The organism is Hafnia sp. (genome assembly GCF_036648275.1).
Lineage (GTDB): Bacteria > Pseudomonadota > Gammaproteobacteria > Enterobacterales > Enterobacteriaceae > Hafnia > Hafnia alvei.
On the sequence record NZ_JAVXIQ010000006.1, the window covers coordinates 196,737 to 208,915 of the forward strand.

A 12,179-nucleotide genomic window follows, 5' to 3' on the forward strand; every position below is an offset into this window, starting at 1 on the left:
ATTAAAACATCACTTTACCGTAATCCATCGGAGACAGACCAAAGTAGTTTGCTACGGTTTGGCCAATATCTGCGAAGGTTTCACGATGGCCCAACGAACCCGGTTTCACTTTAGGTCCGTAAACCAGAACTGGGATGTGTTCACGGGTATGGTCGGAGCCTTCCCATGTTGGGTCACAGCCGTGGTCAGCGGTGAAGATAATGATATCGTCATCTTTCACTAATTTCAGCATTTCTGGCAGACGGCGGTCAAACAGCTCAAGCGCAGCAGCATAACCTGCGACGTCACGACGGTGGCCGTAAGAGGAGTCGAAATCAACAAAGTTGGTGAACACAATGGTGTTATTACCCGCTTTTTCCATCTCGATAAGCGTTTCATCAAACAGCGCATCGATGCCAGTCGCTTTCACTTTCTGAGTGATGCCGACGTTAGCGTAGATATCAGCAATTTTACCGATAGAAACGACTTCACCGCCCTTCTCATCAACCAGCTTTTTCAGCATGGTTGGTGCCGGTGGCTCAACCGCTAAGTCATGACGGTTGCCGGTACGTTTGAACTCGCCTGGTTTGTCACCAACGAATGGACGCGCAATCACACGACCAATGTTGTAACCACCTTTAGTCAGCTCTTCACGCGCGATTTCACACAGCTCATACAGACGATCCAGCCCGAAGGTCTCTTCATGGCAAGCAATCTGGAATACGGAGTCAGCTGAGGTATAGAAAATCGGTTTGCCGGTTTTCATGTGCTCTTCACCCAACTGATCCAAAATCACGGTACCAGAAGAGTGGCAGTTACCCAGATAACCTGGCAGATTGCCGCGCTTGACCAGAATATCTAACAGCTCCTGTGGGAAGCTGTTTTCATGATCGGAGAAATAGCCCCAATCGAACAGAACAGGAACACCGGCGATTTCCCAGTGGCCAGACGGGGTGTCTTTACCGGAAGAGAGTTCGCTCGCATAACCATACGCGCCGATGATATCAGCGTTTTTATCTAAGCCCTGCGGGAAACGACCAGTTGATTCTTCAGCCGCTTTACCTAAACCTAAACGGCTCAGGTTAGGCAGGGTCAGCGGACCTTTGCGGCCAATATCTGCTTCGCCGCGCGCGCAGGCGTCAGCAATATGACCTAGCGTATCGGAACCCACATCGCCAAAGCGTTCAGCATCTTCACTCGCACCGATACCAAATGAGTCTAATACCATGATAAATGTACGTTTCATCTTACTCTCCTGCGCTTTAGCGCTGTGACCAAAGAGCCGATGCAAACTTGGCGACTCTCTGGTTTTAATCCTAAGGCTGGTTTAACCAACACCCGTTAAGTATGGCGTTTACTCAGTGATACGGCGATAAACTACCGGATTTTCTGCCGGAGCTTTGTCACCCAACACAATTGCGCTGCGTACTGCACGAGCAGCCTGTTGCCAATCTTCTTCATTGGACGCATGCACAATCGCCAATGGACGCTGCGCATCCACGCTGTCGCCCAAACGAACCATATCAGTTAAACCGACGCTGTAATCGATGCTGTCGGTCGCACGGCGACGCCCGCCACCCAGTCCAACCACTGACATACCCAGTTCGCGGGTATCCATAGCAGTAATAATACCACTGTGTTCAGCAAAGACCGGCTTGCTTAATGTGGCCTGCGGTAAGTAGCTATCGTAGCGCTCAACAAAATCAGCTGGGCCACCTTGTGCTGCCACCATGCGGCCAAAGATCTCTGCCGCTTTACCGTTATCCAACACGGCTTGCAGTTTATTGCGTGCGTCCTGTTGATCTGCGGCCAAATTACCAGAAATCAACATCTCGGCACACAAAGCCATCGTCACTTCAAACAAACGCGGGTTGCGGTATTCACCTGTAAGGAACTGCACAGACTCGCGCACTTCAACGGCGTTACCGGCGCTTGACGCCAGAACCTGATTCATATCAGTCAGTAACGCGGTTGTTTTGCAGCCTGCGCCGTTAGCCACGCCAACGATAGACTGCGCCAGCGCTTCGGAGAGCTCGAAAGTAGGCATGAAGGCACCTGAGCCGACTTTCACGTCCATCACTAACGCATCCAGTCCTTCAGCCAATTTCTTAGCTAAAATAGACGCGGTGATCAGCGGAATGGAGTCAACGGTCGCGGTAATGTCACGCGTCGCGTAGAAACGTTTATCTGCCGGTGCCAAAGAGTTGGTCTGGCCGATAATAGCCACACCCACTTCAGAAATAATTTTACGGAAACGCGCATCGTCAGGGAAAATATCAAATCCTGGGATCGCTTCCAGCTTATCCAGCGTACCGCCGGTATGGCCTAAACCACGGCCAGAAATCATCGGAACATAACCACCGCATGCCGCCACCATTGGGCCAAGCATCAATGAAGTCACGTCACCCACGCCGCCGGTGGAATGTTTATCCACAATCGGGCCGTTCAGATTCAATGATTTCCAGTCCAGAACCGTACCGGAATCTCGCATTGCCATAGTAAGAGCAACGCGTTCAGGCATGATCATATCGTGGAAAAAGATGGTCATCGCCAATGCGGCAATCTGACCTTCAGAAACGGTATTGTCACGAATACCGTTGATGAAAAAACGAATTTCTTCCTCGCTGAGCGCGTGGCCATCACGTTTTTTACGAATAATTTCTTGTGCTAGGAACAAGGTTGTATCCCCCTGCTGATTATATCCTCAGAACTTAGAGCGCATGCTCAAGACATTGGATATGTGTGTAGGTTAAAGAGGTATGTTCTGCGGAACGCCCCGCCCCTTTCTGCTTGAAGTTGCCGCTACGTTGGCTATGTTTGCCGCCTTGATGCAACGTCAATCATTTTGGGTATCGAACAAATAATTTAAATAAAACAATAAGTATCACCGCGACGAAACCGCCGCGGCGAAAAACAGTTAAACCAAAACTGAATTAGTAAGCGCTGCCAGTGCCTTTAGCATCGTAGCCCAGCGTTTTCAGCAGGCTTGCCAACAGGCTAGAAGCACCAAAGCGGAAGTGACGGGAATCAGCCCAGTCATCACCCAGCAAACGACCAGCCAGAGCCAGATATTCTGCGGCATCTTCAGCGGTACGAACGCCACCAGCAGGCTTGAAGCCAACGGTTTTGCCTACGCCCATATCACGGATCACGGTCATCATGATCTCTGCGCTTTCCAGCGTGGCGTTAACAGGAACTTTACCGGTAGAGGTTTTGATGAAGTCAGCACCCGCTTTGATAGAAATTTCAGACGCTTTACGGATAAGCGCGGCATCTTTCAGCTCGCCGGTTTCGATGATCACTTTCAGCAATACGCCAGCTTCGTTACAGGCATCTTTGCAGACTTTAACCATGTCGAAACCAACCTGCTCGTTGCCCGCCATCAGCGCGCGGTATGGGAATACCACGTCAACTTCGTCAGCGCCGTAAGCGATAGCCGCTTTGGTTTCTGCCAGTGCAATAGCGATATCATCGTTGCCGTGCGGGAAGTTAGTCACGGTAGCGATATGAATTTCAGGGGTGCCCTGCTCGCGCAAAGTTTTACGCGCAATTGGGATGAAACGTGGATAGATGCAAACTGCTGCGGTGTTACCAGCTGGGCTTTTTGCCTGATGGCACAGAGCGATCACTTTTTCGTCGGTGTCGTCTTCGTTCAGGGTAGTCAAATCCATCAACTGTAACGCACGTTTTGCAGCAACTTTTAAATCAGTCATTTTACTCTCCAACTGGGCTGAACTGGCTTTGCCTAGATTCAGACACAATGATTTAGGGCTCGGAGGCTTCACAGTTCACGATAAGCGCGAAAGCCTTGAAGGTATCCCAATACGTTGGCGAGCGGACTTGGTTCCTTGAAGATTCTGTTCCGTCATTCTGACCGGAAAGCAACTGAGATCCATCTCACCGCATATGGCCCTTCATGGTCAACATCATATGTTACTATTTGAACACAAACCCTCCGTCACATTTGTGCTCATCGTCACAGTAGATGAAAAACCAACTGTAACAACTCGAGATTATATGTGATTAACATCACGAAATAACCTCTTATATGAATGAAAAACGCATTACCTTCTCACGGCCTATATCAGGATCAATAGTTTGCTTGCTTATCCTCTTTAGAATGACGATAAAACAGCACTATTGCCCGCAGAGAGGCGTTATGACGAATTCCACCGATACTTCTGTACTACCTGCTTTACTACAGCGCTGCCAGCAAATTGCGACCAGCGAAACGCTGTCTCCAGAGCAAAAACGTCACTTTTTGGCTCTAGAAGCCGAGAACGCTCTACCGTATCCCAATTTACCACCAGAAGCCCGTCAGGCACTGGATGAGAACGTCATTTGCGATATGTTTGAAGGGCATGCGCCGTACAAACCACGCTACGTTCTGCCGGATTACGTCAAGTTTTTGTCACAGGGCTCCGAATATCTGGAACTGGAACCGGCACAGGATTTTGACGACGCACTAAATATGCTGTGCATCCTGTACCACCATGTCCCTTCAGTTACCTCTATGCCCGTGTTTCTCGGCCATTTAGACAGCCTACTGCTGCCTTATGTTGGAATTCTAACAGAAAACGAATTATATATCCGCATAAAACGTTTCTGGCGTTACCTGGATCGCACTTTGCCAGATGCCTTTATGCATGCCAATATTGGGCCAAACGATAACCTACTGACTCGCCTAATTTTACGCGCAGACGCTGAACTGAAGCAGGTTGCGCCTAATCTCACGTTTATCTACGATCCACAAATTACTCCTGAATCTTTGCTACTTCAGGCCGCTAAAAACATTTGTGAATGCAGTAAGCCTCACATCGCCAACGGCCCTGCGCATGATAATATTTTCACAAAAGGCGGCTACGGTATTGTCAGCTGTTACAATTCTCTGCCACTTGCCGGAGGCGGAAACACGTTAGTTCGTATTAATTTGAAGCAGGTTGCGTTACGCAGCGAGTCTTCGCAGGACTTCTTCACTCGCCAACTACCGTATTATTGCCGCCAGCAAATTAATATTATTGATGCTCGCACCGACTTCCTCTACAACCAATCGCATTTCTTTGAGCAAAGCTTCCTCGTAAAAGAAGGTTTAATCGATCCTCAGCGCTTTGTACCTATGTTTGGGATTTATGCGTTGGCAGAAGCCGTAAATATTTTGCAGGAGAAAGACGGTTTATCGGGTGTTTACGGTGAAAGCGAGCAAGCTAATCAGCTTGGCTATCGTATCAGTGAACAATTAGCTGAATTTGTGGCACAAACGCCGGTTAAACACGGCTGGAAACAGCGTGCCATGCTGCATGCTCAATCGGGTATTAGCTCTGACATTGGCACTACACCGGGTGCTCGAATTCCTTACGGCACAGAACCCGATCCCGTAACCCATTTGATGACCGTTGCCCCTCACCATGCGCATTACACATCGGGCATCAGCGACATCTTAACGCTGGAAGAAACCATCAAGCGCAATCCTGAAGCTATGATGCAGCTTTGCCTTGGGGGTTTTGCCGCTGGTATGCGTGAGTTTTCAGCCAACGTCTGCGGTAACGATCTGGTTCGTATTACCGGCTACATGGTGCGTCTGTCTGATATTGAAAAATTCAATGCGGAAGGTTCACGCCTAAATACGACGTGGCTGGGTGAGGAAGCAGCCAAAAATACCGGGATCATGCAACGCCAGCCACGAGTGATTAGTCATGAACAAACGATGCGCTTCGGTAAGTAAAATCTTACCGTTCTCCTGCGTCGATGGGCCAGGCAGTCGCTTGGCCATTTTTCTACAAGGGTGCAATTTAAACTGTAAAAATTGCCACAACCCCTACACCATTGGTCTTTGTGACCACTGCGGAGACTGTGTAGCCACCTGCCCTCATCAAGCATTAAGTCTAGTGGAAGGGAGTGTGCATTGGGATGAGAAGGCCTGCCAGCAATGCGATACCTGCCTGCAAACTTGTACACGGCAGTCCAGCCCAATGGTGCAGCGCTACAGCGTAGATTCCCTTTTGGCACAGGTAAAACGCAATGCACTGTTTATCAATGGGATAACCGTTAGCGGTGGCGAAGCAACGCTGCAACTGCCGTTTTTATATGATTTCTTTACGGCAATTAAATCCGCACCAACGCTCAAGCATTTAACCTGCCTGATCGACAGTAACGGCGAACTATCCACGGCGGGTTGGGAGAAAATCGCACCATGGATGGACGGTGCCATGATCGATCTTAAAGCGTGGGGAAGCGAATGCCACACCGCATTGACGGGGCGAGATAATCAAAGGATCAAGCAAAGCATTCAGTGGTTGGCAAAACATGGCAAACTCAGCGAACTGCGTTTGCTGGTGATCCCACAGCATAGCGATCATCTTCAGCATGCCGATGAACTAGCACAGTTTATTACCACTCTCGGGGATATTCCTGTACGCCTCAACGCCTTTCATCATCATGGCGTTCGCGGTGATGCGCAGGCATGGCAAAGTGCCACAAAAGAAGATATTGAAACGCTAGCCACCGCACTCACCCAACGTGGAGTGAAGCAGATTATTCGCCCTGCGCTGTATTTATGAGAAATCGAAAAGCCCTGCTTTTGCATAACGCCGTTCGTTTAAGAGATCGAGATACACGGGGCTAGCACACCGCGGGGCGCTCCGGCAGCTAAAGCTGCTACGACCCCATCGGTGTACTTCCCCTAAAATCACACTTAAGTGAAAGGTGTTACTGCTTTTGCAGGGCTTTTTTAACGTTTATCGCGGCCGTGCGGAGCATCAAGGTCTTGCTTTGGCCCAATCGAAATAATGCCCGTTGGGTTGATGGTTTTATGGCTGCGATAATAATGATTACGGATGTGTTCCAGATTGACCGTCTCTTTAATACCCGGCATCTGATAAATATCACGCAGGAATCCATACAGATTCGGGTAGTCGCTAATCCGCTGCCAATCGCATTTAAAATGCGTCACGTATACCGGATCAAAGCGCACTAACGTGGTCCACAAGCGAAGATCGGCTTCGGTTAAACGCTCGCCGGTTAAATAACGTTGACGAGAAAGAATGTTTTCCAGCTTATCTAATGAGGCAAATACCGCGCTAACGGCTTCATCATAGGCCTCTTGCGACGTCGCAAACCCTGCTTTATAGACGCCATTATTGACGGTGTCATAAACCCAGCTATTGAGTTCATCAATTTCAGTACGCAATTCCGACGGATAAAAATCACCCGGCTTTGCGCCCAAATCATCAAACGCAGTATTAAACATACGAATGATATCTGAAGATTCATTGCTGACGATGGTTTGAGTTTGTTTATCCCACAGCACAGGGACAGTGACGCGTCCGGTATAGTGCGGATCGGCCTGTAGATAGAGCTGATAGAGAAAATCATGGTGATAAAGTTCGTCACCGGTCGCGGCATCGAAGGAGCGATCAAACGTCCAACCATTTTCCAGCATCAGCGGGCTGACTACGGAAACAGGTATCAGCGTTTCCAGCCCCTTGAGCTTACGAACTAACAACGTGCGATGTGCCCACGGACAGGCCAAAGAGACATAAAGATGGTAGCGATCTTTTTCTGCCTTAAATCCCGGTTCATTATTTGGGCCAGCAGATCCATCAGAAGTAACCCAGTTACGAAACTGCGCGTTTGAACGCTTAAAACGTCCACCGGTAGATTTGGTGTCATACCAGATATCTTGCCAGATACCGTCAACGAGTTGTCCCATAAATCCTCCTGATTGTGCCCAATAATTCGCAGAGAAGTGACTTTATACCAAAGCATAAAGGGGCGTTTCCGCCCCTTTACTATCTCACTATAGCCCTTTTTACTCTAAATCATTCGAGCTGTAGAAAGGTAAGTCATTACCATTTTTTGTTCAGCAAACGGTCGATGCTGAATGCGCCTGGGCCTGCAACTGCCAGAACCAAGTATCCACCAGCGATAGTCAGGTTTTTCATGAACATCAGTTGGTTAACACCGTCCGCAAAGTTCGAATGGAACAGGAATGCTGTCAGAATCGTGAAGCCTGCGGTAAACAGTGCGGTAGTGCGAGTCAGTAAACCGAACAGAACGGCTAAACCACCACCCAGCTCTAACAAAATAGTCAGCGGCAACAGTGCGCCCGGAACGCCCATGGCTTCCATGTATTGCTGGGTGCCAGCGTAGCCAGTGACTTTGCCCCAACCCGCAGAAATAAACAGGATTGGCATCAGGATACGGGCGGCCAGCAGTGCGATATTTTCTAATTTGTTGCTCATTTTCATGCTCCAGACAATTTGATGTTGCCGCTTATGCAGCGCTGTTCGGTGTGAGGCGTGCAATCCATGTGGCGTTAGCCATATTGTGGAGCGCGTTTCTCTCGATGGGCTAATACTAGGACAAAGCATGAAGGAGTGTTAGCGAGTAAAATTGCTGGAATTCTTCAAAAAAACTGAAGTCAAAAAGTTATAAGAAAATAATCAAATACAATAAGTTAAAAGATAGCATGCGAGTGATTTCGCAAGTTATTACTTTTATTTTAGATAAAACCGCAAGATTTTTGTGGGATTTTTATAGATCTGAAGAGAGGGAAATCTGGCTAGGCTTTTGAGTAAAACGCTTTACGTACTACTTTAACCACGCCCCATACGCTAAATGCGCGGCGCGTCCAGCGAGCGGTTTTAGCCGGATGACGAGCGCCATATAGCGCCAGTAGGCTTGAGCCTAGCAGCATAAATTTGCGCAACCGCATCACGGCCGAAACACGGTGGTCGAATTTCGCCGTGAGCTGTAACCATGCACGACGCTCACCGGCTAAATCAAGACGTTGCTGCTGAACCTGGCGCAGCAGACGCGCTTTCTCTAAGGCGAGTTCTTGACGATTACGGCTCACTTGCGATCCTCTTCCAGTAACTCTCGGTCAATTTCTAGCTGGCGCCGAGTGGCCCCTAACAGCGTTGATCGTCGAGCTTTGGTGATAGTCCAAATTGCCCCAATTAATGCTAGCCCCAGCAAAACAGCGGTGGTGATCCCTAAAGCCATCAGGCGATAGGCCGGATCAATCGCCCAGAAGAGCAGAACCAGCAACGTCATCAAACCAAATGCCGTAAACAGCAGCGTAATACCTGCCATCATCAGCAATTGAATAACGTTAGCCTTTTCCTCTTCCAGCTCCACCACGGCCAAACGCAGCCGAGTTTCCACCATGCCAACAATAATGGTGACAATGCGCTGAGCGGTACTCAGAACCCCGCGAGCGGGGCCCTGAGAAGTGGTGTTATCAGCAGGCATTAACGGCGAGCCAATAGAACGCCTAGCACCACACCGACCGCTGCGCCGATGCCAACGCCAGTCCAAGGATTGTCATGAACATAGCTATCTGCACGATCTGCGATCTCTTTGGTTTGTGCAGCCACTTTCTCACCGGCCGCGTTCAAGCGCGCACGGCTACCTTGCAACGCGCTTTCAGCTTTCGCGCGGATTTTTTCCAGCTCGGCCTTCGGCTTGTCGGTAGAAGAATTCAGAACTTCTTCTAAGGTATCGGCGAGGGACTTCAGTTCAGCACGTAATTGCTCGGAAGTTGAATCGTTAGCCATTCCTAGACTCCTTAACTTTACTGATATGGTCTTTTAACATAGCGAGCTTTTTCCATGAGCGCAAAGGTAATTGCCACATATCCTTCTGTATCTGCCGTTTTTGGTATGAAAAAACTCGGCATTTTGCTGACGTTAATTACTGCCCTAACGCCTGCTGCGCCTCTTTCAACTCGTCTTGAGCTTCGACCAGTTTTTTCTCTTTTTTACTGATTTTGTCAGTTTTTCCGGTTTGCTGAGCTTCGCTGAGTTCTTGCTGACGTTCAGCCACTTTCTGCTGTTTTTCTTTTACGTCCTTTTGCAGATCGGCACGTAGTCCAGCTTCAGTACAGTTGCTTTTCACTTCACTAAGCGCCTTTTGCAAACCGGCAACGCGATGTGTGTTGTTGTGCTGTTGGGCGTATTGGATCTGCTCTTCAATGCTTTGCTGCTTGCTCGCACAGGTCACCGCCGCCGCATTAGCGGCCGCGCTCATCATGCCCAAAGAAGCAACGGTCACAGCTAAAAGTACGTTTTTTTTGAATGTCATGAAAAGTCCTTATTGAGTTTAAAAGTGCCCCACTCCGGGGACATATATCTTTGTATCATCAAAACAAGCCTAGGGTTCGATACGCATTACCTCGTCACTGGAGTGCGCCCGACCGTTATAACTATAACCTGCAATTATTAACGATTACTTATCACTATCATTAAATAATAGGTGCTTTGCAGTAAAAAATGGGAGCCGATAATCGAAAAATCAGACAATCCTTAAAAACAAAAACAGAGCCATAAGGCTCTGTTTTTAATGTTTAGCTGCTAAGTCTCGGTTGCCTGGGAGGATCCTTGACGTCACTTTCGGCTGACTGGAATAGCGTGCGCCGATGCGTTTTAGACGCGATGCTATAGCCACGTGGCAGCACCGTCTGCAACACGTGCATTGCCTCATCCTGCTGTTCAGGCTTAGCTAAATGAACCAACAAGCCGTTTCCATCTGGCGTGATGCTTTTAATGCTGATGCCGTGCTCATCGAGTTTCTGATAGACAAAAAAACCATCGGGCGTCGCTAAACCAGACTGCGTCGCGCTGATTTGCAGCGTGGTTTCTTTGTGCACTAAATGTGGCACAACCCACCATGCAAATGCAGCGACGATCAATGCCAAAAGCAGTAAAGCACGCTTCCATCCAAGCCGCTGAATAAGTAGCAGAGTCACGTTATTTCCTTTGCTCAGGCTGTGTCGTTGTATGTTTTTTACGCCATAACACGACCAATGAGCCCACCAGTCCTACCACCAGAAGTACCAGCGGAAGCATCATCAGCAGAAACATCAGCTGGTCTTCGTAACGTAGGAACAACGGGGTTTTGCCCAGCACATAGCCTAGCGTTGTCAAAATAATGACCCACAGGAAACCGCTCATCCAGTTAAAGAACTGGAAGCGGGTGCTGCTTAAACCAGAAAGACCCGCGATCAGCGGCAACAGCGTACGCACGAAAGCAAGAAAACGCCCAACCAGCAGCGCCGAAAGACCGTGCTTGTGGAACAGATGATGCGAGCGCTGATGATAGTGCGCAGGAAGGTGAGAAAGCCACTTTTGCACCAGTCTGGTATTCCCCAACCATCGTCCTTGGATATATCCCACCCAGCAGCCGAGGCTGGCCGCAGTGGTCAAAACACAGATGGTCATGCCAAAGCCCATAGTGCCTTTAGCAATCAGCACGCCGACGAGGATCAGCAAACTATCGCCCGGTAAAAAGGCCGCCGGCAGCAAACCATTTTCCAGAAATAAAATCACAAACAAAATGCCGTAAATCGTCCACACCAGCGATGGATTCGCCAGTGTTTCATAGTCCTGTTGCCACAGGGCATGTATCAATTCGTTAATCATATCCATCGAGTATTCCTAACTGAAAATTCGGAAGGTCCATCCGCCAGCTCATCTCATGGACGTCACAAAGGACGATGGAGTCAGGGAGCTAGCTAAAGTTAACCAACGTGCGCTTGGCATCCGGTTGGTCATACGTCAGCTTGCCTCTGTATAGAATATTACTCTCTTTCCAGCCACCCAGCCGATTTTGATGTGGGGGAAGCTGTAATGTTCGTAAAAGAGCAAGAGAAACGCTCTCGTCGCTATATTGTCGAGAAGCTTCAAAATAGGGAATTTCCGCGCGCAGCGGTAGAGGAGCATCCGGCAACTTAGGCAACGTTCGCCCTTGTTCTGAACCTGTTTGCATATGGAGGCGCAGTAGCGCCGCTAGCTTCCGCGCATTCGATTTACGAGAAAGATATTGCGCTGGTTCATCTGACGGTTGCATGACCGACATGGACAAACTATCTGTAAATATTTCGCCTAAATCGCTATCTGCTTTAACAACGTAGGCTGGAATAGCATAGTGATTCGCATTGTGCGAATGCCAAGCCGTTTGCTTGCCAGAGGCCACACTGACCCAGCATAACAACAGTAACATAACGGTGGCAGACGAAAGACGCTTCAATATTTTGTTGCTTCCAGACATATGCAGAAAAAAGTCGGCTAACTGTAGCAAAATCACCGTCTAGGAAACAGCAGAAAATACGCATTTATCGCGACGAATTTAGCGATATAGGTGCTTATTTGCCTCTGGTTTCCGCGAGGTTCAAGAAAAGGAAACCAGAAGGGAAAAAAGTG

Annotated in this window: 14 protein-coding genes; 2 read left to right on the plus strand and 12 right to left on the minus strand. The window is 48.8% G+C overall.

Features of this window, described 5'->3' with window-relative positions:
- Nucleotide 1: 1 nt before the first annotated feature.
- The 3 genes from deoB to deoC form a co-directional block, all read right to left on the minus strand.
- Nucleotides 2–1,225 (minus strand): phosphopentomutase, encoded by a 1,224-nt coding sequence (gene deoB / locus RSC70_RS08295; RefSeq protein ID WP_130999289.1) that lies wholly within the window; start codon nucleotides 1,223–1,225, stop codon nucleotides 2–4.
- A 108-nt stretch (nucleotides 1,226–1,333) separates the two neighbouring features.
- Entirely contained in the window at nucleotides 1,334–2,656 is a 1,323-nt protein-coding gene (gene deoA, locus RSC70_RS08300) for a thymidine phosphorylase (protein WP_040046210.1), read from the minus strand.
- 256 nt (nucleotides 2,657–2,912) lie between these two features.
- On the minus strand, nucleotides 2,913–3,692 hold the full coding sequence (deoC, locus tag RSC70_RS08305) for a deoxyribose-phosphate aldolase (RefSeq protein ID WP_040046211.1): 780 nt from the start codon (nucleotides 3,690–3,692) through the stop codon (nucleotides 2,913–2,915).
- Between the two features lie 446 nt (nucleotides 3,693–4,138).
- Between deoC and RSC70_RS08310 the strand changes: the two genes are divergently transcribed.
- Both RSC70_RS08310 and RSC70_RS08315 read left to right on the plus strand, forming a co-directional pair.
- Entirely contained in the window at nucleotides 4,139–5,701 is a 1,563-nt protein-coding gene (locus RSC70_RS08310) for a YjjI family glycine radical enzyme (RefSeq protein WP_332542208.1), read from the plus strand.
- Nucleotides 5,673–6,536, plus strand: a complete 864-nt coding sequence (locus RSC70_RS08315; RefSeq protein ID WP_040046213.1) for a YjjW family glycine radical enzyme activase — start codon at nucleotides 5,673–5,675, stop codon at nucleotides 6,534–6,536. The genes RSC70_RS08310 and RSC70_RS08315 overlap by 29 nt, the downstream gene beginning before the upstream one ends.
- Before the next feature lie 170 nt (nucleotides 6,537–6,706).
- On the opposite strand, the gene RSC70_RS08320 is transcribed toward RSC70_RS08315, so the two are convergent.
- The 9 genes from RSC70_RS08320 to RSC70_RS08360 all read right to left on the minus strand — a co-directional run bounded on the left by RSC70_RS08320 (nucleotide 6,707) and on the right by RSC70_RS08360 (nucleotide 11,979).
- Nucleotides 6,707–7,687, minus strand: a complete 981-nt coding sequence (locus RSC70_RS08320; RefSeq protein ID WP_332542209.1) for a glutathione S-transferase family protein — start codon at nucleotides 7,685–7,687, stop codon at nucleotides 6,707–6,709.
- 136 nt (nucleotides 7,688–7,823) lie between these two features.
- Nucleotides 7,824–8,219 carry a DoxX family protein gene (locus RSC70_RS08325; protein WP_025799105.1) on the minus strand — a complete coding sequence of 132 codons (396 nt, stop codon included), beginning with the start codon at nucleotides 8,217–8,219 and terminating at the stop codon, nucleotides 7,824–7,826.
- A 320-nt stretch (nucleotides 8,220–8,539) separates the two neighbouring features.
- Nucleotides 8,540–8,833: a YqjK-like family protein gene (locus RSC70_RS08330; RefSeq protein WP_046359347.1), complete on the minus strand. Its 294-nt coding sequence runs from the start codon at nucleotides 8,831–8,833 to the stop codon at nucleotides 8,540–8,542.
- Nucleotides 8,830–9,231 (minus strand): phage holin family protein, encoded by a 402-nt coding sequence (locus RSC70_RS08335; protein ID WP_040046216.1) that lies wholly within the window; start codon nucleotides 9,229–9,231, stop codon nucleotides 8,830–8,832. The genes RSC70_RS08330 and RSC70_RS08335 overlap by 4 nt, the downstream gene beginning before the upstream one ends.
- Nucleotides 9,231–9,536: a DUF883 family protein gene (locus RSC70_RS08340; protein WP_004846778.1), complete on the minus strand. Its 306-nt coding sequence runs from the start codon at nucleotides 9,534–9,536 to the stop codon at nucleotides 9,231–9,233. Before RSC70_RS08340 ends, RSC70_RS08335 begins: the two co-directional genes overlap by 1 nt.
- Nucleotides 9,537–9,672: 136 nt before the next feature.
- Nucleotides 9,673–10,062, minus strand: a complete 390-nt coding sequence (locus RSC70_RS08345; protein WP_063585863.1) for a DUF1090 domain-containing protein — start codon at nucleotides 10,060–10,062, stop codon at nucleotides 9,673–9,675.
- 262 nt (nucleotides 10,063–10,324) lie between these two features.
- Entirely contained in the window at nucleotides 10,325–10,726 is a 402-nt protein-coding gene (gene mzrA / locus RSC70_RS08350) for an EnvZ/OmpR regulon moderator MzrA (RefSeq protein WP_040046217.1), read from the minus strand.
- A 1-nt stretch (nucleotide 10,727) separates the two neighbouring features.
- Nucleotides 10,728–11,405, minus strand: a complete 678-nt coding sequence (locus tag RSC70_RS08355) for a DedA family protein (RefSeq protein ID WP_040046218.1) — start codon at nucleotides 11,403–11,405, stop codon at nucleotides 10,728–10,730.
- 82 nt (nucleotides 11,406–11,487) lie between these two features.
- Nucleotides 11,488–11,979: a hypothetical protein gene (locus RSC70_RS08360; RefSeq protein WP_232353155.1), complete on the minus strand. Its 492-nt coding sequence runs from the start codon at nucleotides 11,977–11,979 to the stop codon at nucleotides 11,488–11,490.
- Nucleotides 11,980–12,179: the final 200 nt, after the last annotated feature.

What these genes read in the sequence shown, in the direction of transcription:
- deoB (WP_130999289.1), bottom strand. Translation starts at nt 1,225, where the DNA reads ATGAAACGTACATTTATCATGGTATTAGACTCATTTGGTATCGGTGCG.
- deoC (WP_040046211.1), bottom strand. Translation starts at nt 3,692, where the DNA reads ATGACTGATTTAAAAGTTGCTGCAAAACGTGCGTTACAGTTGATGGAT.
- RSC70_RS08310 (WP_332542208.1), top strand. Translation starts at nt 4,139, where the DNA reads ATGACGAATTCCACCGATACTTCTGTACTACCTGCTTTACTACAGCGC.
- RSC70_RS08315 (WP_040046213.1), top strand. Translation starts at nt 5,673, where the DNA reads ATGAACAAACGATGCGCTTCGGTAAGTAAAATCTTACCGTTCTCCTGC.
- RSC70_RS08320 (WP_332542209.1), bottom strand. Translation starts at nt 7,687, where the DNA reads ATGGGACAACTCGTTGACGGTATCTGGCAAGATATCTGGTATGACACC.
- RSC70_RS08325 (WP_025799105.1), bottom strand. Translation starts at nt 8,219, where the DNA reads ATGAGCAACAAATTAGAAAATATCGCACTGCTGGCCGCCCGTATCCTG.
- RSC70_RS08335 (WP_040046216.1), bottom strand. Translation starts at nt 9,231, where the DNA reads ATGCCTGCTGATAACACCACTTCTCAGGGCCCCGCTCGCGGGGTTCTG.
- RSC70_RS08340 (WP_004846778.1), bottom strand. Translation starts at nt 9,536, where the DNA reads ATGGCTAACGATTCAACTTCCGAGCAATTACGTGCTGAACTGAAGTCC.
- RSC70_RS08345 (WP_063585863.1), bottom strand. Translation starts at nt 10,062, where the DNA reads ATGACATTCAAAAAAAACGTACTTTTAGCTGTGACCGTTGCTTCTTTG.
- RSC70_RS08355 (WP_040046218.1), bottom strand. Translation starts at nt 11,405, where the DNA reads ATGGATATGATTAACGAATTGATACATGCCCTGTGGCAACAGGACTAT.
- RSC70_RS08360 (WP_232353155.1), bottom strand. Translation starts at nt 11,979, where the DNA reads ATGTTACTGTTGTTATGCTGGGTCAGTGTGGCCTCTGGCAAGCAAACG.